22 protein-coding genes are annotated in these 22,257 nt (G+C 70.5%); 13 read left to right on the top strand and 9 right to left on the bottom strand.

Translation table 11 applies throughout. The features are described 5' to 3' along the window. The first annotated feature begins 39 nt into the window (after positions 1–39). The 5 genes from JHE00_RS30685 (at position 40) to JHE00_RS30705 (ending at position 6,911) form a co-directional block, all read left to right on the top strand. Complete coding sequence (locus JHE00_RS30685; RefSeq protein ID WP_200324921.1) at positions 40–1,797, top strand: DEAD/DEAH box helicase; 1,758 nt, start codon at positions 40–42, stop codon at positions 1,795–1,797. 469 nt (positions 1,798–2,266) lie between these two features. Then, positions 2,267–3,403, top strand: coding sequence for a sugar ABC transporter substrate-binding protein (locus tag JHE00_RS30690; RefSeq protein ID WP_200324923.1), 1,137 nt, complete (start codon positions 2,267–2,269; stop codon positions 3,401–3,403). Positions 3,404–3,486: 83 nt separating this feature from the next. Next, positions 3,487–4,260: an ATP-binding cassette domain-containing protein gene (locus JHE00_RS30695; protein WP_200324925.1), complete on the top strand. Its 774-nt coding sequence runs from the start codon at positions 3,487–3,489 to the stop codon at positions 4,258–4,260. Between the two features lie 37 nt (positions 4,261–4,297). Then, the gene (locus JHE00_RS30700; RefSeq protein WP_200324927.1) at positions 4,298–5,716 is read left to right on the top strand and encodes a sugar ABC transporter permease; all 1,419 of its coding nucleotides are present in this window, start codon (positions 4,298–4,300) and stop codon (positions 5,714–5,716) included. A gap of 25 nt (positions 5,717–5,741) precedes the next feature. Next, positions 5,742–6,911 (top strand): ROK family transcriptional regulator, encoded by a 1,170-nt coding sequence (locus JHE00_RS30705; RefSeq protein ID WP_200324929.1) that lies wholly within the window; start codon positions 5,742–5,744, stop codon positions 6,909–6,911. A gap of 16 nt (positions 6,912–6,927) precedes the next feature. On the opposite strand, the gene JHE00_RS30710 is transcribed toward JHE00_RS30705, so the two are convergent. Both JHE00_RS30710 and JHE00_RS30715 read right to left on the bottom strand, forming a co-directional pair. Then, complete coding sequence (locus tag JHE00_RS30710; protein WP_200324931.1) at positions 6,928–8,400, bottom strand: PepSY-associated TM helix domain-containing protein; 1,473 nt, start codon at positions 8,398–8,400, stop codon at positions 6,928–6,930. Positions 8,401–8,537: 137 nt separating this feature from the next. Beyond that, positions 8,538–8,717 (bottom strand): DUF7455 domain-containing protein, encoded by a 180-nt coding sequence (locus tag JHE00_RS30715; protein WP_200324933.1) that lies wholly within the window; start codon positions 8,715–8,717, stop codon positions 8,538–8,540. 228 nt (positions 8,718–8,945) lie between these two features. Between JHE00_RS30715 and JHE00_RS30720 the strand changes: the two genes are divergently transcribed. From JHE00_RS30720 to JHE00_RS30730, 3 genes are read left to right on the top strand one after another with little or no spacing between them, the layout of a single operon-like run. Then, entirely contained in the window at positions 8,946–9,836 is an 891-nt protein-coding gene (locus JHE00_RS30720) for an EamA family transporter (protein ID WP_200324935.1), read from the top strand. A gap of 46 nt (positions 9,837–9,882) precedes the next feature. Then, a complete protein-coding gene (locus JHE00_RS30725; protein WP_200324938.1) occupies positions 9,883–11,235 on the top strand; it encodes a type I glutamate--ammonia ligase in 1,353 nt (450 codons plus the stop codon). A gap of 4 nt (positions 11,236–11,239) precedes the next feature. Continuing rightward, positions 11,240–12,040, top strand: coding sequence for a DUF6885 family protein (locus tag JHE00_RS30730; protein WP_200324939.1), 801 nt, complete (start codon positions 11,240–11,242; stop codon positions 12,038–12,040). Between the two features lie 59 nt (positions 12,041–12,099). Here JHE00_RS30730 and JHE00_RS30735 read toward each other — a convergent pair whose 3' ends face one another. From JHE00_RS30735 to JHE00_RS30745, 3 genes are read right to left on the bottom strand one after another with little or no spacing between them, the layout of a single operon-like run. Then, positions 12,100–13,563, bottom strand: coding sequence for an amino acid permease (locus tag JHE00_RS30735; protein ID WP_200324941.1), 1,464 nt, complete (start codon positions 13,561–13,563; stop codon positions 12,100–12,102). 48 nt (positions 13,564–13,611) lie between these two features. Next, complete coding sequence (locus JHE00_RS30740; RefSeq protein ID WP_200324943.1) at positions 13,612–14,250, bottom strand: response regulator; 639 nt, start codon at positions 14,248–14,250, stop codon at positions 13,612–13,614. Continuing rightward, complete coding sequence (locus JHE00_RS30745) at positions 14,247–15,422, bottom strand: sensor histidine kinase (RefSeq protein WP_200324945.1); 1,176 nt, start codon at positions 15,420–15,422, stop codon at positions 14,247–14,249. Before JHE00_RS30745 ends, JHE00_RS30740 begins: the two co-directional genes overlap by 4 nt. Before the next feature lie 109 nt (positions 15,423–15,531). Here JHE00_RS30745 and JHE00_RS30750 point away from each other — a divergent pair, with 109 nt between their 5' ends. After that, positions 15,532–15,738, top strand: a complete 207-nt coding sequence (locus tag JHE00_RS30750; protein WP_200324947.1) for a hypothetical protein — start codon at positions 15,532–15,534, stop codon at positions 15,736–15,738. A gap of 37 nt (positions 15,739–15,775) precedes the next feature. Here the strand turns inward: JHE00_RS30750 and JHE00_RS30755 are convergent, their stop codons facing one another. Together JHE00_RS30755 and ppgK are read right to left on the bottom strand one after the other, a co-directional pair. Then, the gene (locus tag JHE00_RS30755) at positions 15,776–17,185 is read right to left on the bottom strand and encodes an RNA polymerase sigma factor (protein WP_200324949.1); all 1,410 of its coding nucleotides are present in this window, start codon (positions 17,183–17,185) and stop codon (positions 15,776–15,778) included. Positions 17,186–17,370: 185 nt separating this feature from the next. Next, positions 17,371–18,132 carry a polyphosphate--glucose phosphotransferase gene (gene ppgK / locus JHE00_RS30760; protein ID WP_200324951.1) on the bottom strand — a complete coding sequence of 254 codons (762 nt, stop codon included), beginning with the start codon at positions 18,130–18,132 and terminating at the stop codon, positions 17,371–17,373. Between the two features lie 81 nt (positions 18,133–18,213). Between ppgK and JHE00_RS30765 the strand changes: the two genes are divergently transcribed. Beyond that, entirely contained in the window at positions 18,214–19,023 is an 810-nt protein-coding gene (locus JHE00_RS30765; protein WP_307832197.1) for an inositol monophosphatase family protein, read from the top strand. Between the two features lie 18 nt (positions 19,024–19,041). Here JHE00_RS30765 and cei read toward each other — a convergent pair whose 3' ends face one another. Next, positions 19,042–19,722, bottom strand: a complete 681-nt coding sequence (gene cei, locus JHE00_RS30770; protein WP_200324955.1) for an envelope integrity protein Cei — start codon at positions 19,720–19,722, stop codon at positions 19,042–19,044. A gap of 439 nt (positions 19,723–20,161) precedes the next feature. Between cei and JHE00_RS30775 the strand changes: the two genes are divergently transcribed. Then, positions 20,162–20,470, top strand: coding sequence for a DUF4193 domain-containing protein (locus JHE00_RS30775; protein ID WP_200324957.1), 309 nt, complete (start codon positions 20,162–20,164; stop codon positions 20,468–20,470). Between the two features lie 107 nt (positions 20,471–20,577). On the opposite strand, the gene JHE00_RS30780 is transcribed toward JHE00_RS30775, so the two are convergent. Then, positions 20,578–21,072 (bottom strand): DUF3093 domain-containing protein, encoded by a 495-nt coding sequence (locus JHE00_RS30780; protein ID WP_200324959.1) that lies wholly within the window; start codon positions 21,070–21,072, stop codon positions 20,578–20,580. Positions 21,073–21,096: 24 nt separating this feature from the next. On the opposite strand from JHE00_RS30780, the gene dut reads away from it, so the two are divergent. Both dut and JHE00_RS30790 read left to right on the top strand, forming a co-directional pair. Next, positions 21,097–21,561 (top strand): dUTP diphosphatase, encoded by a 465-nt coding sequence (dut, locus tag JHE00_RS30785; RefSeq protein ID WP_200324961.1) that lies wholly within the window; start codon positions 21,097–21,099, stop codon positions 21,559–21,561. After that, positions 21,561–22,253: a DUF3710 domain-containing protein gene (locus JHE00_RS30790; protein WP_200324963.1), complete on the top strand. Its 693-nt coding sequence runs from the start codon at positions 21,561–21,563 to the stop codon at positions 22,251–22,253. Before dut ends, JHE00_RS30790 begins: the two co-directional genes overlap by 1 nt. The last annotated feature ends 4 nt before the right edge of the window (positions 22,254–22,257 follow it).

Genomic DNA, 22,257 nt, shown 5'->3' on the forward strand with positions numbered 1-22,257 from the left:
GAACGCGCGGGCGAGTCGGCGAGAGGAGTGGGAGCGGCGGTGTCGGACACGGCTCAGACCCAGCCAGGGTTCGCCGCGCCCGAACCCCAGCACGACTCCACCGCCCGGCCACTGCGCGCGTGGCAGCGCAGGGCACTCACCCGGTACCTGACGCAGCGGCCCAAGGACTTCCTCGCGGTCGCGACACCCGGCGCGGGCAAGACGGTGTTCGGCCTGCGGATCGCGGCGGAGCTGCTGTCGGACCGCACGATCGAGGCGATCACCATCGTCACGCCCACCGAGCACCTCAAGCACCAGTGGGCGATCGCGGCCGCCGGGGCGGGCATCGCCATCGACTCGAACTTCCGCAACACCACGGGCGTCACCTCGTCGGACTACCAGGGCGTCGCGGTCACCTACGCCCAGGTCGCCGCCCATCCGAACCTGCACCGGGTGCGCACCGAGAACCGCAAGACGCTGGTGATCCTCGACGAGATCCACCACGCGGGCGACGCCAAGTCGTGGGGCGACGCGACCTCGGAGGCGTTCACGCCCGCGGCGCGCAGGCTCGCACTCACCGGTACGCCGTTCCGCAGTGACGACTCGCCGATCCCGTTCATCTCCTACGAGCCGGACGCGGACGGGTCCCTGCGCAGCAAGGCGGACCACTCCTACGGCTACGCCGACGCGCTCGCCGACGGCGTCGTCCGGCCCGTGGTGTTCCTCGCCTACTCGGGTGAGGCGTCGTGGCGCACGAGTGCGGGCGACGAGTTCACCGCGCGGCTCGGCGAGCCGCTCACGGCCGAGCAGACGGCCAGGGCGTGGCGCACCGCGCTCGACCCGGGCGGGGAGTGGGTGCCGTCGGTGCTGCAGGCCGCCGACACGCGGCTCACCCAGCTGCGCGCGGCCGGGATCCCGGACGCGGGCGGGCTGGTGATCGCCACCGACCAGGAGTCGGCGCGCGCCTACGCCAAGATCCTCACCCGGATCTCGGGCGAGGAACCCGTGGTGGTGCTCTCCGACGATCCCCAGGCCACCAGGCGAATCGGCGAGTTCTCCGACACCGACGATCGCTGGCTCGTGGCCGTGCGCATGGTGTCGGAGGGCGTGGACGTTCCCCGGCTCGCCGTCGGCGTGTACGCGACGAGCGCGTCGACACCGCTGTTCTTCGCTCAGGCCATCGGCCGGTTCGTGCGATCGCGGCAGCCGGGCGAGACGGCCAGCGTGTTCCTCCCGAGCGTGCCGGTGCTGCTGGAGCTGGCCAGCGAGCTGGAGGCTCAGCGCGACCACGTGCTCGGCAAGCCGCACCGCGAGAAGGACGGTTGGGACGACGAGCTGCTGGTCGCCGCCAACCGCACCGAGGACGAGCCGGGCGAGGAGGAGAAGGCGTTCACGTCGCTGGGCGCCTCGGCCGAGCTCGATCAGGTGATCTACGACGGCAACTCCTTCGGCACGGCGGTGTTCTCGGGCAGCGACGAGGAGCAGGAGTATCTGGGCCTGCCGGGGCTGCTCGAGCCGGACCAGGTGCGCGCGTTGCTGCGCAAGCGGCAGGAGGAGCAGCTCGCCGATTCCAAGCGGCGCAAGCCGGAGGCCGACGCGGGCCCGGCCGAGGTGACGCCGAGGCCGAGGTCGGTGGGCGAGCGGATCCACTCGCTGCGCAAGGAGCTGAACGCGCTCGTCGGCGTGTACCACCACCGCACCCGCAAGCCGCACGGCGCGATCCACAACGAGCTGCGCCGCATCTGCGGCGGCCCGCCCACCGCCATGGCGACGGTGGAACAACTGGAAGAACGCATAGCCACCCTCCGCAGCTGGTAATCCCGCCACCGCCGCACGCCACCGTGCGGAGTCCTGCGCTCCGGCCCGTTCCGTGCCGCAACCGCAGGCCCAGTCGATGAATGTTCTGTGCCCTCAATCAGTCCCGGTTCAATGTTCGAGGCCCTGTACTGGCGAGCGGGCTTCGCGGTGGGGCAGAGAGTTCCGCGCTGGGGCTGGCGATCCCGTGGCGAGGCGGACCCGCCCCGCGCGCGAGTCCCGTCGAGGACCTGGTCGATATCCACCGACGTCCCGACTGCACGACTCGCGCGGATGGGCGGGGACTCTCGGGAACCTGAGGTGCCCGTTGGGTTACCAAACCGTGTCCGGTTCGAGCGGACTTAATCGTTCCAGAACTCTTTCGGGTACCCGGATGGCAGGCATATGTTGTCGGCCACAACATTTGCGCGACGGTGCGCCGGCCCTTTCCGGGCCGCCGCTCGTCGGCTGGAATTCCGGAAAGGTTCTACGGATGCGGACCAAGAGACCTCTTGCATTCGCCGCTGCTGTCCTGGGCGTTACGTTGACGCTCGCGGCGTGCGGCGCCAACACCGGGGGCGGCGACGAGGGCGGCGCGGGCGACTCGTCCGCGCAGGGCGAAGCCGGCCCGAACGGCAAGGTCGGAGTGATCCTGCCCGAGACGGCGACGTCGGCGCGCTGGGAGGGCTTCGACAAGCCGATGCTCGAAGAGGCGTTGCGCGCCGAGGGCTTCGACCCCGACGTCCAGAACGCCCAGGGTGACGTCCAGAAGTTCTCGACACTGGCCGACGGCATGATCGCCCAGGGCGTCAAGGTGCTCGTGATCGCCTCGATCAACAGCGAGGTCGGCAGCGCGGTCGCCACGAAGGCGAAGAACGCGGGCATCCCGACCATCGACTACGACCGACTCAACCTCGGTGGCGGCTCCGACTACTACGTGTCCTTCGACAACGTGCGGGTCGGCGAGCTGCAGGGTGAGGGCCTCGTGCAGGCGCTCGAGGGCAAGCGCGGCGCCCAGGTGATCGAGATCGAGGGCGCGCCGACGGACAACAACGCGACGCTCTTCCACGAGGGCCAGCGCAACGTCCTCAAGCCGCTCTACGACGACGGCACGCTCGAGCTCGTGCAGAGCCAGCCGATCGACGACTGGAACAACCAGAAGGGCGGCACGACCTTCGAGCAGATCCTGACGTCCAACGGCGGCAAGGTCGACGGTGTCGTCGCCGCCAACGACGGCCTGGCCGGCGCGATCATCACCGTGCTCAAGAAGAACGGCATGGGCGGCGGCGCCGTCCCGGTGACCGGTCAGGACGCCACCCCGGACGGCCTCAAGGCGATCCTGCGCGGCGACCAGTACATGACCGTGTTCAAGCCGATCCAGCAGGAGGCGGAGGCCACGGCCAAGCTCGTGGCGGCGCTGGCCAGCGGTGACACGGCGGCTGCCGACGAGCTCGCGAAGGACACGAGCAACGACCCCGAGGGCAACCGCGAGGTCAAGTCCGTGCTGCTGGAGCCGACGCTGATCACCAGGGACGAGGTCAAGCGCGTGATCGACGAAGGTTACGTGAAGGCCGACGAGGTGTGCACGGGCGACTTGCAGCAGGCCTGCACGGAACTCGGCATCTCCTGACCGGTGCCCGATCTCCGGGGCGGGACGCGTACCCCGACAACGCGTCCCGTCCCGGCCCCACGAAAGACTCGACAGGGACAAGCATGAGCGAGCCCATCCTGCACATCACCGGTCTGAACAAGACCTTCGGACCGGTTCACGTCCTGCACGACATCGACCTCGACGTTCGTGCGGGTGAGGTCACGGCCCTCGTCGGCGACAACGGTGCCGGCAAGTCGACGCTCGTCAAGTGCATCGCGGGCATCCACGGTGCCGACTCGGGCACGGTCGAGTTCCAGGGCAAGCCGGTGCACATCCGCAGCCCGAAGGACGCCGCCGAGCTCGGCATCGAGGTCGTCTACCAGGACCTCGCGCTGGCCGACAATCTCGACATCGTCCAGAACATGTTCCTCGGCCGCGAGCGCGGCAGCTCGTGGCTGCTCGACGAGGCCAGCATGGAGAAGGCGGCGCGCGAGACGCTCGCGTCGCTGTCGGTGCGCACGGTGAAGTCCGTGCGCACACCCGTGTCCGCACTCTCCGGCGGACAGCGCCAGACCGTGGCGATCGCCAAGTCGGTGCTGTGGGACAGCAAGGTCGTGCTGCTCGACGAGCCGACGGCGGCGCTCGGTGTCGCACAGACGCGTCAGGTGCTCGACCTGGTCCGCAGGCTCGCCGAGCAGGGGCTCGGCGTGGTGCTGATCAGCCACAACATGGCCGACGTCTTCGAGGTCGCCGACCGCATCGCGGTGCTCTACCTCGGCCGGATGGTCGCGGAGGTCCACACCAAGGACGTCACCCACGGGCAGGTCGTGGAGCTGATCACCGCGGGCCGCTCCGGCGACATCGGCCTCGCCCGGCCCGAGCACGCCGTGCTGTGAGCCGGTGAACGATCCCGTGAACCAGAAAGAACCCACCATGACTCAAACTCCCACGGAGTCGTCGAACACGGCGATCACCGACTTCGGCATCGACACCACCACCATGTCGACGTCCGAGGCGGTGCGGGACTACGTCTCCCGGCTCCGCGCAGGCCAGCTCGGGTCGCTGCCCGCGCTGCTCGGCCTGGTCGCGCTCGTCATCATGTTCGCATCACTGTCCGATGTGTTCCTGTCGCTCAACAACCTCGCGAACCTGCTCGCCCAGGGGGCGGGGCAGACGATCATCGCGATGGGCATCGTCTTCGTCCTGCTGGTCGGCGAGATCGACCTGTCGGCGGGTACGGCGTCCGGTGTCGCGGGCGCGGTGCTGGCGATGCACTTCGCGGAGAACGGCAACCTGATGGGCGGGATGGGCTCCACGGTCTTCGTCCTGTTCCTGGCCGCACTGGGGCTCGGGGCGGTGCTCGCCGCGCTATTGCGCATCTGGGCCGGTACCGCGATCTCCGTATTGGGCATCGTGATCGCGGCCTCGGGGATGGCCGCCAACCCGTGGATCGAGATGCTGCTCGCGCTGTGCACGGGCACGGCGATCGGCTGCATCACCGGCTACCTCGTGTCGCGCATCGGCATGCCGTCCTTTGTGGTCACTCTCGCGCTGTTCCTCGCGTGGCAGGGCGTGATCCTGCAGTTCATCGGCGAGGGCGGGGTGATCGGCATCAGCAGCTCCCCGGTGCTCAACCAGGTCGCCAACGGAAACCTGTCGGTGCTCGGCAGCTGGGTGCTGTGCGTTGTCGCGGTCGGTGGCTTCGCGGCGCTGACCCTGGGCAGGCACTACTCGCGGCTGCGGCGGGGACTGGTCACCCAGCCGACCTCGATCGTGTTCTTCAAAGCGGGCGCGATGGCGGCGATCGGCATCGCGGCCACCGCGCTGCTGACGATCAACCGCGCGCCCAACGACAACATCGTGATCACCGGCGTGCCCTACGTGGTGCCGATCGTGCTCGGCCTGCTCGTCATCGGCACCTACGTGTTGAACCGGACGCAGTACGGCAGGCACATCTACGCCGTCGGCGGCAACCGCGAGGCCGCGCGCCGCGCGGGCGTCAACGTCACCAAGATCCGCGCGAGCGTGTTCGTGGTGTGCTCGTCGGTGGCCGCGCTCGGTGCGATCGTCTACTCGTCGAAGGTCGGTTCGGTGGACCCGCAGGCCGGTGGCCTCAACACCCTGCTGTTCGCGGTCGGTGCGGCCGTGATCGGTGGTGCGTCGCTGTTCGGCGGCCGGGGCCGGGTCTCCGACGCGGTCATCGGTGGCTCAGTGCTCGCCGTGGTCGCCAACGGTCTGGGGCTGCTCTCCCAGCCCGCCGCGGTGGTGTCCATCGTGACCGGCCTGGTGCTGTTGCTCGCCGCGACCGTCGACGCGCTGTCGCGTCGTCGCGCGGCCTCCGCGGCACGATGAGTTCGGGTGATGGAACGATAACGTCGTGACCAGCACACCCGTGTCCCGACCAGACGAGGTGCGCCGGTACAACCGTTCGAGTCTGCTCCGTCTCCTGCACGTGGGCGGCCCGGTCACGAGGGCCAGGCTGGCGACGGAGCTCGGGCTCAACCGCAGCACCATCAAGACGCTGGTGGACGGTCTCGCCGAGGCCGGCGTGGTCGAGGAACGGGTGCCCCGGCCGGGGCGCGGTGCGGGCAGGCCGTCACTGCTGGTGCTGCCGCAACCGCAGGCCGCGGTGGTGCTGGCGGTGGACATCCAGGTGGAGCACGTCGCGATCGCACTGGTCGGTCTCGGCGGGCTCATCCTGGGCCGCAACAGCTGGAACCTGCACCGGCGCACCCGTGAGCCCGGCGAGGTGATCACCCACGTCCTGGAGTCGACGTCGTTGCTGGCCGCGGACCTCGACCTCACTCCGGTGGCGTGCGGCATCTCGGTTCCGGGCGTGGTGCGCCGCGCCGACGGCCGGGTGCACGAGGCGCCGAACCTGCGCTGGTCCGACGTCGCGCTGGGCTCCCGGATGTCGGGCGCGCTCGACGTGCCGGTGGTGGTGGGCAACGACGCCGAGCTCGGCGCACTGGCCGAGTACCTGCGCGGGACCGCGCGGGGCACCTCGGATCTCGTGTTCGTCTCCGCCGACATCGGCGTGGGCGGGGGAGTGATCGCCCAGGGCGCTCCGTTGCGCGGCGCCTCGGGCTTCCTCGGCGAGCTCGGGCACATGATCGTGCACCCGGGTGGGCGGCCCTGTTACTGCGGCAACATCGGCTGCTGGGAGACCGAGATCGGGGAGTCGGCGCTGCGCACCGCGCTGTCGCTGCCCGCGACCAGTCCGCGGGGCGCCATCATCGTGGAGTTGCGGGAACTCGGTGCGGATCCCGTCGCGTCGGTCAAGGTGCTCGGCGAGTTCGCCGAGTGGCTCACCCTCGGACTGGTCAACGTCGTCAATCTGTTCGGACCTGAGCAGGTGGTGCTCGGCGACCTGTTCGCGGCCCTGCCACCCGTGATCCTGGAACAGGTGAGCGACGAGGTGCGCAAGCGCAGCATGGTGAGCCGTGCGGTCGGTGGCGTCCGGATCGGCAAGTCCTCGCTCGGCGCCGATGTGAAGCTGCTCGGCGCTGCCGAGGCCGCCTTCGAGGGCGTCCTCGACAGCGTCTGAGCGACTGCGCGCGTGGTTACCGCCGGGCCGCGGTCTGGCGGCGTTTGCGTGCGGCCAGCAGCGCGTCGATGATCAGGAACCCCGCCAGCGAGACTCCCAGCAGCGGCAGGAACCAGCCGACGAAGACCGCCGCGACCGTGAGTAACGCCAGCGCCCACGGTGGCACCCGCCGCCACCCGCCTCTCGGGAACGGCCTGGCCAGCGCGAACCCGGCGTCCTTCGTGGGTCTGCGCTGCCACCACATGCGATAGCCGAGCACCACGAGCGTGATCACCGCGAGGCACACGGCCGTCAGCACGAGCTGGTTGGGCAGCCCGAAGAGCAGGCCCATGTGCGCGTCGACGCCCCAGCGGGCGAGCTTGGCCATCAGCGGCCAGTCGTCGAAATGCACCACCTCGAGCACCTGGGCGGTGTTCGGGTCGATGGCCGCGGCGTCCTGGGCCGAGGGCCACACGCGGGGGACCCGCTGGACGACGTAGACCTCGCCCTCGCCGGAGGGCGGCCTGATCTCCACGGGATCCTCGAAGCCCTCGCTCCTGGCCGCGGCCAGCACGCGGTCGATCCCGGAGTTCGTGACCGGCATGTCGGGTGCGTCGGCACCGGCACCGTGGTCGCCGTGGTCACCGTGCTCGCCATGCCCGCTGTGCTCGCCGGTGCCGTCGCCGGTCCCGTCACCGGTCCCGGTACCGGTACCGGTGGCGCCGTGTTCGGCGTGCTCACCGGCCGACGCCGAGACCGTCGGGGTCTCCCACGACAGGGACGATCTGAGATCGGTGACCCGTTGCCCGGCGAACTGCGACCACGTGAGCCCGGTCGCGGAGAGGAACAACAGCGCCAGCGCCACCCAGGTCCCGGTGACGCCGTGCCAGGACAGCGTGCGCCGCCGCCCGGTGGCGGTGCGGTCGGGCACGAGGCGCTTGCGGCGCCGCCTGCCCCACCAGAGCACGAGCCCGCCGAGCACCACGACCCACAGCCAGCTGGCGGCGAGCTCGCTGTAGAGGCGGCCGACGTCGCCGAGGTGCAGACCCCGGTGCAGCTGGTCGAGCCACGCGCGCACGGGCAGCGCCTGCCCCGAGCCGTAGGTCTCGAGCACCCCGCGGATCTCGCCGTCGTAGGGGTTGACGAACACGGTGTGGAAGTAGCTCTCGGCCAGCCCCGGCGTCGAGAAGATCACCTGTGTCGTGTCGGTCGGCGAGGGGGAGGGGCGGACCGCGGACAGAGTGCTGTCGGGCAGTTCCGCCTCGGCCGCCGCGACCTGTTCGGACAGTGCCACCGAGGTCGTCTCGGGCGTCACGTGCAGCTCGTGGTCGTAGATCGCCTCGTCGAGCTGCGGCGAGAAGATGTAGAGCAGCCCCGTCAGCGCGGCGATGAGAATGAACGGGCCGACGAGGATGCCGGCGTAGAAGTGCAGCCGCAACAGCAGCGGCCGCAGAGTCCAGCGGGATGGCGGCTCGGCGCTCGGCTTCTCGATCTCGGCCTCGGTCGACATGACTGTCAGGTCGCCTGCCGGAGCTCCCTGGTTCCCGCAAGATCAGGGTGTGGTTCTTGTCACTGTCCCTTGTGTAGCAGAACGGGCGGGGACCCTCGTCAGGATCCCCGCCCGTTCTCGCGGCTGGTTGTGGCGGCTCAGCGCTGGATGTCGGCTTCCAGCTCCTTGAGCTTGGCTTCGTACTCGCGTCCGTGGTGCCCGCAGAACAGCAGCTCTCCGCCGCTTGGGAGTACTGCGCGCAACTGTGCGGCTGCCCCGCAGCGGTCGCAACGGTCCGCAGCGGTCAGGTCGGGGCGGGTGAGCGTCGGTGAAGTCATGGGGGTCTCCCTCCGTCCCGGCATCGGGAGCCGATGCCATCAGTTCAGCCGCGATCACCTCGTCGGGCGGAGTGCCTCCCTCGGTGTTCGCTGCCTCCACTCTTGCAGACGTTTCGCGGCCCGCAAGTGTTCCCGTGTGTGTGGGAGGTGTGTCACGCCGAATTACCCCAGATGTCCTAGATCGATCCCGGAATGCAGGAAACGATCACCCCGTCGATCACGTTTGCCATGGTCAGGCACCATCAAGGCGTGGACATCGCGGCGTCGAAACGACGGATCGACCGGCTACCGGCCCCGATCTTGTTCGTTCTCAGCGGAATTTCCATGTACGTCGGCGCGGCGCTCGCGGTGTGGCTGTTTCCCGAGTCGTCACCGTCCGGAGTCGCGTGGTTGCGCTGTCTGGGTGCCGCGTTGATCCTGCTGGCGTGGCGTAGACCGGGTAGGGCCGCGTGGCGTGGTCGCCCATTGCTCCTCGCGGGTGCGTTCGGCGTGGTCACGGCCGGGATGAACGTGGTGTTCTACGAGGCGATCGCCCGGCTGCCGCTCGGCACGGTCGTCGCGCTGGAGTTCGTCGGCCCGGTCGTGGTCGCCGCGTTCGGCTCCCGGGGCCGCCGCGACATCGCGGCGCTGGTGTTCGTGGCGGCCGGGGTGCTGTGCATCGCCGACGTCCAGCTCAGGGGCAGTCCCGCCGGCGTGGCCTTCGCGCTGGCCGCCGCCGCGGCATGGGCGGGCTACATCCTGCTCGGCAAGAAGGTCGCGCTCGGTGGCAACGGCATCGACAGCCTCGCGGTGGGCTTCGCCGTGGCCACCGTGGTGCTCTCGCCGCTGGCGCTCGGCACGGGCGGCGTGTGGGGTCACCCGGACCTGCTGACGCTGGGCATCGGCGTGGGCCTGCTGTCCACCGTGGTGCCCTACGTCCTCGACCAGGTGGTGCTGCGCCGCGTCGGGCAGGCCCGGTTCGCGGTGCTGCTGGCGCTGCTGCCCGTGACGGCGACGCTCACCGGCATCGTGGTGCTGGGCCAGGTCCCGAGCCTGCTGGAGGCGCTGGGCATCCTCGCCGTGGTCGGCGGGGTGGCGCTGCGCTCGCGCGACGAGCCCGCGGTGCGTGAACCGCCGTAGCCGCCAGCGGCGTGACCGGCGCCCGTGCCGCTGGCAGGATGAGTCGATGAGCAAGGCGGCATCGGCGACGGCGAAGGACCTCGCCCTCGCCGGCGTGCGGGGCGTGCACCTGTCCTGGGCCGACAACAACGGCATTCCGCGCTCGCGGATCGTGCCGATCGGCGGCCTCGCCGACGCCGCGAGCCGCGGGGTGGGCGCCACCACGCTGTTCGCCGTCTTCGACACCCACGACCGCATCACCTATGCCCACGCCGGGCTGAGCACGCCCTCGGGCGATGTCCGGCTGTTCCCGGTGCTCGAGCGCCTGCGCAGGCTCGCGGGCCAGCCCGCGCTCGCGTGGGCGCCGGCCCGGCAGGTCGCGCCCGACGGCTCGCCGTGGCCGTACTGCCAGCGCGGTGTGCTGGAACGCCAGGTCGCCGAGGCGGCCGCGAAGGGCCTTGAGCTGCGCGCGGGCTTCGAACTCGAGTTCTCGATCGCCCCGCTCGGCAGCTCGGGCATCACGGCGGCGCCCGGTCACACCGGCCCGGCGTACAGCCCGCACGCACTCGTCGGGCTCGACGGGTTCGTGGCGGCCCTGCTGCACGACGTCGAGGCCAATGGGCTGCGGATCGGCCAGCTGCACGCCGAGTACGGGCTCGCCCAGCTGGAGCTGAGCCTGGCCGCGACCGATCCGCTCTCGGCCGCCGACGACCAGCTGCTCGCCCGCCAGACCATCCACGCCGCCGCGCACGCCCACGGCCTGCGAGCCAGTTTCGCGCCGTTGGTCAGCCCGCAGGCCGCGGGCAACGGCTGGCACCTGCACACGTCGGTGTGGCGGCAGGGCCGCAACCTGCTCGCCGGCCGCGAGGTCCCGGACACCGACGGCGCCGCCTACGTCGCGGGCCTGCTGCGCGACCTGCCCGCGCTGACCGCCGTGACCGCGCCGAGCGTGCCCTCCACCGCGCGCCTGCGCCCCGGTTACTTCGCCAGCGCCCACGCGTTCTGGGGCACGGAGAACCGTGAGGCGCCGCTGCGCTACGTCCCCGGTACCCAACTGCTCGGCGACGAGCACGCCAACGTCGAGTACAAGCCGTGCGACGCCTCGGCGAACCCGTACCTGGCGCTCGCGGTGGTGCTCGCCGCCGGCGTCGCGGGCATCGAGGATGGGCTGGAACCGCCCCCTCCGATCGCCGCCGACCCCGGAACGTGGGACGACGCCGAGCGCGAGACCCACGGCGTGCACCGGCTACCGTCGTCGCCCGCGGAGCAGGCGGCCGCGCTCGCCGCGTCGCCGCGCGTGTCCGGGGTGCTCGGCGACGAGCTGCTGGGCGCGTTCCAAGCGGTCAGGGCCTCCGACGCCGACTGGGCCAACGGCAAGCGGATCGACGAGCTCGTCGACGCGCACCTGTGGCGGTACTGACGCCGTGTCCCTGCTCGACGAGGTGCACCCGCTGCCCGGTGCCGAGGAGATCCTCGCGAACGCGAGCGCCGAGCGTCCGCAGAAGGACGAGCTGTGCGGCGCCTTCGCCGGTCTGGTGGCGCTGCGGGCCCACGGCGTCGAGGTGAACGACCAGGACGAGGTGGCGCTCGCGGCGGGCACCGTGCTGGCCGAGGACGGCTCGGCGAGCCTGCCACCGGGGGAGAAGGGCCGCGCGGACTTCCGGCTGGCCCTGCCGGGCACGGCCGACGAGGAGCTGGCGGGCACGTCCGCGATCGGCGTCGCGCGGGCGATCGAGACGCTCTCGGGCGGCACACTGTGCGCCGTGCCCGCGAGCGGGAACTGGACGGAGTCCTCGGTCCGTGCGTTGCTGGCGGGTGCGCGCGGCCTGCCGCTGGTCGCGCTGATCGCCAACGTCGACACGGGCTCGTTCGCCGCACCCGATACCCCGGAACGAGCCCTGCGTGACTACCTCGACACCGGAATCGTTCCACTGTGGACATCCCGCTGGCGGGTCGGCCACTTCGTGCTCGTCGCCGGTGCGCTGACGAGTGTCGAGGGAACGCTGGTGTCCGTTGTGGACACCTATGAGTCGCTGGGGTACAACGGTGTTCACCTGCAACCAGTCGGTCATCTGGCCGCCGCCCTGCGGCGCGACGGTGGCGCACCCGGTGGCGCGCTGCTGGTCGTCCCCCCGACCGCGGCGGAGGCGGCCGGTGCCGTGGTGGCGGACGCGGGACTGCGCGCCGAACTCTGGGACAACGGCAGCCCCGCCCCGCTGCGGTGAAGGGCACCTTTACTGCGTTCAACGCGGTAAAGGTGCCCTTCACGGCAGCCCCGCCTCGCTCAGCTGAGCGGCTTCTCCTGCTCGCGCTCCTCGACCGCCAGCCGCGAGTGCTTGCGGCCGTAGACCAGGTAGATCACCAGGCCGAGCAGCAGCCACGCGCCGAACCGCAGCCACGTGAGCACGTCCAGGTTCAGCATCAGGTACAGGCACGCCAGCGCCGCGATGATCGGCAGCACCGGCGAGAACGGAACCCGGAACGGGCGCTTGAGGTCGGGCCTCGACCGGCGCAGCACCGGCACCGCGATCGCCACGATGATCATGGCGGACAGCGCGCCGATGCTGACCATGTCGGCGAGTTCGCTGATCGGCACGACCGCGGCGATCACCGCGATCAGCGCGGCGCCACCGATCGTCATGCGGTGCGGGGTGCCCCAGCGTGGGTGCACCCTGCCCAGAGCCTTCGGGAGCAGACCGTCCCGGCCCATCGCGAAGCCGATCCGGCCGATCGTGACGAGCTGCACCATCATCACCGACGTGAGTCCGGTGACCGCGCCCAGCGAGATCACCGCGCCGACCCAGTGCTGTCCCACCGAGTTGAACGCCGCCGCCAACGGTGCGCCCTCGTCGATGTCGGTGAACGGGATCATGCCGGTGAGCACGAGCGACACGGCGACGTAGAGCGCCGCGCACAACGCCAGCGCGCCGAGGATGCCGATCCGCAGGTCCCGGCCCGGGTTGCGCGTCTCCTCACCGAGGTTGGCCAGCGCCTCGAAACCGGTGTAGGCGAAGAACACCACGGCCGCCGCTGTGAGCATCCCGGCGAGGCCGTACACCGACTGTTCGAGGCCTAGTGCCGCCTGCACCACCGGCTGGTACAGCGTGCCGGTGTTGTCGTCGGTGGGCTGCGCCGGCGGGATGAAGGGTGTCAGGTTCGCGGCCTTGACGAAGAACGCGCCGACCACGACCACCAGCACGCACACGGCGACCTTGACGATGACGAGCGCGTTGGTGACCACGGAGGACTGCCGGATTCCGGCCACGGCGATCACCGTGAGCACCGCGATGATGAGCACCGCGCCGATGTTGACGACCGCTTCCTCGCCGAACAGCTCCGGCGGTAGCCCGAGCAGGTTCGCCAGATACCCGGACCAGCTTCTCGAGACCACGGCGGCGCCGAGCGCGAACTCGAGGAGCAGGTCCCACCCGATGATCCACGCGAAGACCTCGCCGAGCGTGGCGAAAGCATAGGTGTAGGCGCTGCCCGCGGTGGGCACGCTGGAGGCGAGCTCGGCGTAGCAGAGCGCGGCGAGCCCGGCGACCACGGCGCCGATCACGAAGGACAGGGTCACGGCGGGACCGGCGTGGTTCTTCGCCTCGACCCCTGCGAGCGTGAAGATCCCTGTACCGATGATGATCCCGACACCGAAGCCCACGAGATCCCGGCTCTTCAGCCGCCGCTTCAGGTCGCCCGATTCCTGCCGTTGGAGAACGTCGTCGACGTTGAGCGTCCGGAAAATTCCCACCCGCGACACGGTAATCCAGGTGAGCAACGCCCGCTGGGCAACGCGTGATCAGCCGTCCAGTTCGCTGGCTAGCAGCGCCGCCTGAACCCGGGAATGCAGGTGCAGCTTCGTCAGCACCCGCGACACGTGGGTCTTCACGGTCGTCTCGCCGATGAACAGCTTCGCGCCGATCTCGGCGTTGGACAGTCCCTCGCCGAGGCACGCGAGCACCTCCCGCTCCCGTCCGGTCAGCTGTTCCAGTCCCGCGGGCCGCGCGGGCGGGGGAGCGGCCTCGGCGAACGCGCTGATCAGCTTGCGCGTCACCTGCGGCGCGACCACGCCCTCGCCCGCGGCGACCAGCCGTACGGCCTCGATGAGCCGGGGTGCCTCGACGGACTTGAGCAGGAACCCGGCCGCACCGGCCCGCAGCGCGCCGTAGACGTACTCGTCGAGGTCGAACGTCGTCAGCACCAGCACCTCGCACAGACCCTGGCCGACCAGGTCGCGCGTGGCGGTGATGCCGTCCACGTCGGGCATCCGCACGTCCATGAGCACCACGTCCGGCTTGAGCGCGCGGGCCTGCCTGATCGCGGCGGCGCCGTCGGCGGCCTCGCCGACCACCTCGATGCCGTCGGCGCCGGCGAGGATCATCACGATGCCCGCCCTGATCGCCCCGTGGTCGTCGGCCACGACGACGCGGATGCTCATGCGCTCGCCTCCGGCACCGGCAGCACCGCGCGCACCCGCCAGCCCGGCCCGCCGGGACCCGCGTCGAAGGAGCCGCCGACGGCGGACGCCCGTTCGCGCATGCTGAGCAGCCCGGTGCCGGGTTCGTGCGGGCGGGCGGATCCGGTGAGCTCGTTGGTCACCTCGACGGTGACCAGGCCGCCCGTGTGCCGGATCGTCAGCGACGCCCCGGCTCCCGGCGCGTGCTTGGCCGCGTTGGTCAGCGCCTCCTGCGCGATGCGGTAGGCGGTGAGGTCCACGGCGGCGGGCAGCGTGGCGCGCTCGTCGAGGTCGGTATGGACGTCCAGGCGCATCCCGCTCGCTCTCGCCGATTCGGTGAGCCGGGAGAGCCCGTCGAGCCGGGCGGGCGCCGTGACCTCCCCTGCCGTGTTGTCGCGGAGCAGGCCGATCATCGTTCGCATCTCCTCCAGTGCGCTCACACTGTTCTCCCGCACCGACGTCAGTACCGTTCTGGCGGCCTTAGGGTCTGTTGTGGACAGAGCAGCCTCCGACTGCAGGGCGATCGCCGAGAGGTGGCCCGCGATCACGTCGTGCAGGTCCCGCGCCATCCGGGCGCGTTCGATCGCCACGGCGGCGTCGCGGTCGAGCTCCGCGATGCGCGCGGCCTGCGCCGCGTTCTCCCGCTCGGTCTCCATGAGCTCGCGATGCCAGCGGATCTCGGTGCCCCACCACACCGGAACCGCGATGAACGGCACGTACAGCACGATCGCGAGCACCGCCACGCGCCAGTCCGCCACGATGAGCAGCGCCCCCACCGACGCGCCGAGCGCGCCGAGCGCCGTGATGGTGACCATGGCCCTGCTGAGCCGCCGCGACCCGTACACGGTCGCCCCGTAGAGCGGATCGCCGAACGCCAGCAGTACCGGCACCGTCACGCCGAGCGCGGCGTCCACGGCCAGCGGCACCAGTGCCACGCACAGCAGCAACCCCGGGAAACGACGGCGCAGCAACAACAAACAGCACAGCGCGCCGAACACGAGATATCGAGTCCACATCGGAATGTGGTCGCCGCCGAACAGTGAATGCAGGCCCGCCGCGTAGAGCACACAGCCGAGCAGGAAGTAGCCCACGGCGATGGCCAGGTCCTGGCCCAGCGGCGGCAGCCCGCGGAGCGGGAGGAAACGCGGCGGCACCCGACCATCTCAGCACATCGGGCGAGCGTTCGGCGTCCTCCCAACTGATGACGGCCGGGTCCTGCCGTTCGCCGATGTCCGGCCCCGGCGGCGACGACACGCTGGGGGCGTGATCGAACTACTGGGAATCCTGCTCGTCGTCCAGGGCGTCGGCGGGCTCGTCAACCGGATCGCGGACAGCTCCACGCACAGCTGGTTCGTGCAGCTGCACCTGCTGCCCGAGGCCGCACACATCCCGGCGAGTGTCGCGCTGGCGCTGGTGGGCCTGGTCCTGGCGAGCATCGGCTCGGCCCGGCGCAAGAAAAACCCCTCGTGAGGCCGGAAAACCTCACGAGGGGTGTCGACTTGTCGCGTCAGTCCAGGTAGTCGCGCAGCACCTGCGACCGCGACGGGTGGCGCAGCTTCGACATGGTCTTGGACTCGATCTGGCGGATGCGCTCGCGGGTCACACCGTAGACCTGGCCGATCTCGTCTAAAGTCCTCGGCTGGCCATCGGTGAGACCGAAGCGCAGGCGGACCACGCCGGCCTCGCGCTCGGACAGGGTCTGCAGCACGGACTGCAGCTGGTCCTGCAGGAGCGTGAACGACACCGCGTCCACGGCCACCACGGCCTCGCTGTCCTCGATGAAGTCACCGAGCTGCGAGTCGCCCTCGTCGCCGATGGTCTGGTCGAGCGAGATCGGCTCACGGGCGTACTGCTGGATCTCGAGGACCTTCTCCGGGGAGATGTCCATCTCCTTGGCGAGTTCCTCGGGAGTCGGCTCGCGGCCGAGGTCCTGCAGCAGCTCACGCTGTATACGGCCCAGCTTGTTGATCACCTCGACCATGTGCACCGGTATACGGATGGTGCGCGCCTGGTCGGCCATGGCGCGGGTGATCGCCTGCCGGATCCACCACGTGGCGTAGGTGGAGAACTTGAAGCCCTTGGTGTAGTCGAACTTCTCGACCGCGCGGATCAGACCGAGGTTGCCCTCCTGGATCAGGTCCAGGAACGCCATCCCACGGCCGGTGTAGCGCTTGGCCAGCGAGACCACCAGGCGAAGGTTGGCCTCGAGCAGGTGGCTCTTGGCCCGCTCACCGTCGCGCACGATCCACTTGAGGTCGCGGCGCATCTGAGTGGTGAGCTTCTCGCCCTCGTCCTCGGCGACGCGCACGCGCTCGGCGGCGTAGAGCCCGGCCTCGATGCGCTTGGCGAGCTCCACCTCCTCCTCGGCGTTGAGCAGCGCGACCTTGCCGATCTGCTTGAGGTAGGCGCGCACCGAGTCGGCCGAGGCGGTGAGCTCGGCGTCCTTGCGGGCCTGCCGCAGCGCCTCCGACTCCTCTTCGTCCCAGACGAAGTCGGGGTCGTTAGAGGACCGCGACGTCTTGCTGGTGGTCGCGGGAGCGGCGGGGGTCTCCTCGTCGCCTTCGGACTCCTCGGAGTCCTCCTCGGTGACGGTCGCGTCGACGACGTCGACCTCTACGGCGTCGACGTCGAGGTCCGACAGGTCGACGTCCTCGAGCTCGGCCGCGTCGACGTCCTCCGGGTCCCCTTCGGCACCCTTCGGCTTCGCCTTGTCGCCCTTGGCGTTCTTGCGGGGCTTCGCGGGCGCCTTCTTCGCGGCCGGCTTGTCTGCGGGGGTCTTCGCACCCGTCGCCGTACCGTTCGCGGCCGCCGTGCTGTCCTCGGCTGTCGCTTCCTCGGCGGCGCTCGTTGTCTTCGTTCCGCTTCGGGTTGCGGTCTTTGCGGCTGCCACGTACGCCCTTTCACAGCGGTCGATCATGACGAACCGGTACGCGTGCGTCCCGGCTGCCTTAGATTCGGGGAACATGCCCCGGCCTGCGGTTTTGCCTCCCGCAGCCGAGGGCCGTGTTCCATTGTAACGACGATGTGCGGAAGCGTCGCGAAGCGATCAACTTTCCACTGCCGGACCGGGGTGCCGCCGGAGTTCTCCCGGCGGGTCCGGCGTCAGTGTTCGATGCCCTCCGCGGCGGCCGCTGCCGCACCCACGATCCCGGCGTTGTTCTGCAACGATGCGACTACGACCCGCGTCCGGATGTCGAGCAGCGGAACCCATTTCGACGACTTCTTGCTGACTCCACCGCCGACGATGAACAAATCCGGCCAGATCAGGTTCTCGAGCACAGTCAGGTAACGATCGACGCGCTTGGACCACTCCGGGTAGGACAGGTCCTCGTTGTCCTTGACCGAGGCGGCGGCCTTCTTCTCGGCGTCGTGCCCGTCGACCTCAAGGTGACCGAACTCGGTGTTCGGGACGAGCTTGCCGTCGTGGAACATCGCGCTGCCGATGCCCGTGCCGAACGTCAGCAGCGCGACCACGCCGTGGCGGGCCGTGGGGTCGCCGAAGCGCATCTCGGCCATGCCCGCGGCGTCGGCGTCGTTGAGCATCGCGACGTCGTCGACGTGCCTGCCGAGGCGCTTGGCGAACAGTGCGTCGGCGTCCGTGCCGATCCAGCTGGGGTCGATGTTCGCCGCGGTCTGCGCGACGCCCTTCTTGATCACCGCGGGAAGTGTGATGCCGACGGGACCGTCCCAGCCGAAGTGGTCGACGATCTCGGCGACGACCTCGGCGACGGCGTCGGGCGTCGCCGGGCGCGGAGTGTCGATCCGCAGCCGGTCGCCGATCAGCTCGCCCTTCTCCAGATCGACAAGGGCGCCTTTGATGCCGCTGCCACCGATGTCGATGCCGAATCCACGGGTCGCCGTCATTGGCGTCGTCCCTTCCTGTTCGATTCAGAAGCCATTGGCCGAGACTTTAGCCGGGTGTGATCCCATGGTGGAGTGGGAGCTATCGAAGCCGACGCGGCCGCTCTGACCAGCGTGGCCGAACAGGTGGCGGCGGAGGCCGCCGAACTCGTCCGGAACGCGCGTGAGTCCATGCTCGCGGGTCGTGAGGTCGCTGTCGACACCAAGACCAGCGCCACCGATGTCGTGACCGCCGTGGACAGGGAGTCCGAGCAGTTCATCCGCGGCAGGCTCGCCGAGCTGCGTCCCGGCGAGCCCGTGCTCGGCGAGGAGGAGGGCGGCCGGGCGGGCGACGCCGTCACCTGGGTCGTCGATCCCATCGACGGCACCGTGAACTTCCTCTACGGCATCCCGGAGTTCGCCGTCTCCGTCGCGGCGCAGATCGGCGGGGTGTCGGTGGCCGGCGCCGTCGTCGAGCCCGTCAGCGGCAGGCGCTGGACGGCCACGCGCGGCGCCGGGTCGTGGCTCGACGGCAGGCCGCTGCGCGTGTCGCGGCCCGAGCGGCTCGAACTCTCGCTGCTCGCCACCGGTTTCGCCTACCAGGCCGAGCGCAGGGCGCGGCAGGCTCAGCTCGTCGCCGGGTTGCTGGGCCACGTGCGCGACATCCGGCGTCCCGGTTCCGCGGCGCTGGATCTGTGCGCGGTGGCGGCTGGCTGGACGGACGCTTACTTCGAGCACGGCCTGCAGCGCTGGGACTGGGCGGCGGGAGCGCTGATCGCCGCGGAGGCGGGCGCGGTCGTGTCGCTGCCGGGGGAGGACCCGGAGCTGGGCCTGGACGGCACGCTGGCGGCCTCTCCCGCCATCGCGGACGCGCTGCGGGCGGCCGCGATCACGTGCGGGGCGGGCGGCGTCTGAGCGCCGCACCGGCCGGACTCAGCAGAACTCGGGGACCGTGTCGTCGAGCAGTTCCTGGTCGATGTTCGGGCCCCGGCCCGCGGACTGCTCGCTGTCGCCGGTGTTGCGGTTCTGTTCCGACCACTCGGTGAGCCGGTTGAGCACGTCCTTGGTGGCGGGCGTCAGGCGCGCGTCGTTGAACTGCGTGCCGACCGCGAGGTCCACCGTGGCGTCCTGCCGGTTGTCCTTCACGAGCTCCATGCACGGGTCGATCAGCAGCGCCGCGCGGGCGGCGCCCTCGCCGTTGTCGCCGTAGCGGATCTGGCCGTGGCAGTTGGCCTCGACGTCGGCGTAGGCGGGGTCGTTCTCCGGTTCGGCGATCTGGGTGAAGCCCAGCTGGCGCAGGCCCTCGGTCGTCATCGCGGCCTGGCCGCGCGTGCCGGTCGCGTTGAGCACGCGCACCGCGACCCGGTCGGGTGGCGTGGGCTGCGTGGTCGCGAGCGCGTCGTAGGGCTGCGGGCTGTACTGGACCCCCTCCGTGGGAGTCGGTCCAGGCGTGCACCGCATCGCCTCTTGCAAGTCCTCGTTCGACGAGATGGCGTTCACCCACACGAACGCCGCCACGAGCCCCAGTGCCCCGATCACGATCAAGGCGGGCAGCGGCTTGTACCTCCGGTACGGCTTGACCTGCCTGTTCCGGACGCCCCCGGTCCCCGACACCACTGCGCCGTCCCTTCCGATCCCTGCCTTTGCCCCACACGTCGCTGCTGATCAGCCTAGGCGTTACAGGACGGACTCCCGCAGCCCCCTCGGATGGCACCACGGGGGCCACTCGCCGGGCAAGCCGATCACGCCTCCGGCCAGCCACCTGATACCGATGTGCAACCCGGACGGGCAGCGGTCGACAAAACTCGGATTAGCCCTGATGGGTGACGTATTTCAGGGCTTGGGTGACCCGTTTCGAGTTGGGGTAAGCCGTGGGCTACCCTCTCCGGGCTCCGGGCGGACAGTGAGTGCCTTCCAGAAGAGACGACGCTCACTGCCATTTCGGGCACAAACACGGGCGCTGGAACGTTGACCAGCGACACGAAGGACTCACGAGCGGCGGCTCGGGTGTCTGAAGTACTGATATCGAAGCTGATCGCAGGGGTGAAGGACAATGGCGACCGACTACGACGCTCCGCGCCGCAGCGAAGCCGACGAGCTTGCCGAAGACTCGTTGGAGGAACTGAAGGCGCGGCGTAACGAGACGCAGTCCGGCGTGGTCGACGTTGATGAGGACGCGACCGCCGAGAATTTCGAACTTCCGGGGGCCGACCTGTCGGGACTGTCGGGTGAAGACCTGACGGTCAAGGTCGTCCCGAAGCAGGCTGACGAGTTCACCTGCTCGGTGTGCTTCCTGGTGCACCACCGCAGCCGGCTGGCCGACGAGGCCGGCGGACAGCTGATCTGTCGCGACTGCGCCTGACCGGCGACGGCAGGCGCGGCACGCGGGGGTGACGCGGTACCCGGAGGGACGGGGTTCACGAACGGGTGGTCGAGCGATGCTCGGCCACCCTTTTCGTGTGCGCTTTCTCAGGTGCCGCCCTGCTCGCCCCGCAGCAGCGCCGCCAGCCGCTCGGGGTGGCGCGTGCTGATGACCCAGTACGGCGTGGGGTCCTCGGGATCGGTGAGGTGGACCCTGACCAGGGTGGGCACCCAGCCGCGGTGGGCGACGAACGCCGCCGGGTCGAGCTCGGGGCCGAGCGCCTTGCGCTTGCCCGTCTTGCCGATCACCTCGACCGCGCCGACGAAGCGCAGCGGCAGGTGCGCGTCGCCGACCCACAGCTCCGGCTCGTCGCCGTCGGTGACCTGGACCTTGAGCCTGCCCATGCCGAGCAGCAGGAGCACCGCCACGGGAAGCAGGACCACGTAGGGCAACCAGGCCCGGATCCCGGGATAGCCCATGTGGATCTCCGCGGCCAGCAGCGCGGCGCCGAGCAGCGGCAGGGGCCAGCCCCACCACGCCAGGTACAGCCGCTCCGAGTGGCGGAGGGAAGCGTTGGTTCGCGCACGTGTACTGCTGCTCACCGCCTCAGGGTAGTCTCGCGTGTCGTGTCCAGCGTGCAGGTCCTGCTTTCCCGCCTTGATCCCGAAGTCCCGCTTCCCTCCTATGCGCGTCCCGGCGACGCCGGCGCCGATCTGGTCACCACGTCCGACGTGGTGCTTCAGCCGGGGGAACGGGCGACCGTCGGCACCGGCATCGCGATCGCGCTGCCGTCCGGGTACGCCGGGTTCGTCCACCCGCGCTCGGGTCTGGCCGCCAGGGTGGGTCTCTCGATCGTCAACACGCCGGGCACCATCGACGCGGGCTACCGCGGCGAGATCAAGGTGTGCCTCGTCAACCACGATCCCAAGGAGCCGGTCGAGCTCTCGCGAGGAGACCGGGTCGCGCAGCTCGTGGTGCAGCGGGTGGAGCACGCCGAGTTCGTCGAGGTGTCCGAGTTGGAAGCCACGGAGCGTGGCGCGGGGGGCTACGGTTCGACGGGTGGGCACGCGGCCCTGGGAACGGAGAAGTAGTGGGGATTTTCGGACGCAAGCGCAAGTCAGGGCGCGAGCGCGGCGACGAGCACGTCGAGCGGGAGGACTACGCCGGCGACGGTGACGGCAGTGGTGACCACGCCGCCCAGGACGGCCAGGACGGCCAGGTCGATCACGCCGGGCACGACGGGGCCGGGCCGTACGACGTCGCCGACGCGCCCGATGACGGCCGCCCGCGCATGGACATCGGCTCGGTGCGCGTCCCGGTGCCGGACGGCTCGCAGGTGCAGGTCGAGATGGACCAGCAGAGCGGCAATGTCCGCGCCGTGCACGTGGTGACCACGCATGGCCAGGTCACGATCAGCGCCTACGCCGCGCCCCGCTCCGGCGGGCTGTGGAGGGAGGTCAGCTCCGAGCTGGCCGAGCAGCTGCGCGCGGACGGCGCCAAGGTGACGTCCGGCCGTGGCGAGTGGGGGATGGAACTCTCGGCGATCGTGGGCGAGGTCGCGCTGCGGTTCGTGGGCGTCGACGGCCCGCGCTGGATGCTGCGCGGCGTCATCGCCGGTCCGCAGTCGCAGTCGGCGCAGGCGCCCGACACGCTGCGCGACATCGTGCGCCAGTCCGTGGTGGTGCGCGGTGACTCGCCGATGCCCGTGCGCACGCCGCTGCCGATCACGCTGCCCGAGTCGATCGCGGCGCACATCGCCGAGCAGCAGGCGCAGCAGAGCTGAGCCT

The sequence above is a fragment of the Prauserella cavernicola genome (assembly GCF_016595675.1).
Classification (GTDB): Bacteria; Actinomycetota; Actinomycetes; order Mycobacteriales; family Pseudonocardiaceae; genus Prauserella_A; species Prauserella_A cavernicola.

What these genes read in the sequence shown, in the direction of transcription:
- JHE00_RS30690 (WP_200324923.1), top strand. Translation starts at nt 2,267, where the DNA reads ATGCGGACCAAGAGACCTCTTGCATTCGCCGCTGCTGTCCTGGGCGTT.
- JHE00_RS30695 (WP_200324925.1), top strand. Translation starts at nt 3,487, where the DNA reads ATGAGCGAGCCCATCCTGCACATCACCGGTCTGAACAAGACCTTCGGA.
- JHE00_RS30700 (WP_200324927.1), top strand. Translation starts at nt 4,298, where the DNA reads ATGACTCAAACTCCCACGGAGTCGTCGAACACGGCGATCACCGACTTC.
- JHE00_RS30710 (WP_200324931.1), bottom strand. Translation starts at nt 8,400, where the DNA reads ATGTCGACCGAGGCCGAGATCGAGAAGCCGAGCGCCGAGCCGCCATCC.
- JHE00_RS30715 (WP_200324933.1), bottom strand. Translation starts at nt 8,717, where the DNA reads ATGACTTCACCGACGCTCACCCGCCCCGACCTGACCGCTGCGGACCGT.
- JHE00_RS30720 (WP_200324935.1), top strand. Translation starts at nt 8,946, where the DNA reads ATGGTCAGGCACCATCAAGGCGTGGACATCGCGGCGTCGAAACGACGG.
- JHE00_RS30725 (WP_200324938.1), top strand. Translation starts at nt 9,883, where the DNA reads ATGAGCAAGGCGGCATCGGCGACGGCGAAGGACCTCGCCCTCGCCGGC.
- JHE00_RS30740 (WP_200324943.1), bottom strand. Translation starts at nt 14,250, where the DNA reads ATGAGCATCCGCGTCGTCGTGGCCGACGACCACGGGGCGATCAGGGCG.
- JHE00_RS30755 (WP_200324949.1), bottom strand. Translation starts at nt 17,185, where the DNA reads ATGATCGACCGCTGTGAAAGGGCGTACGTGGCAGCCGCAAAGACCGCA.
- ppgK (WP_200324951.1), bottom strand. Translation starts at nt 18,132, where the DNA reads ATGACGGCGACCCGTGGATTCGGCATCGACATCGGTGGCAGCGGCATC.
- JHE00_RS30775 (WP_200324957.1), top strand. Translation starts at nt 20,162, where the DNA reads ATGGCGACCGACTACGACGCTCCGCGCCGCAGCGAAGCCGACGAGCTT.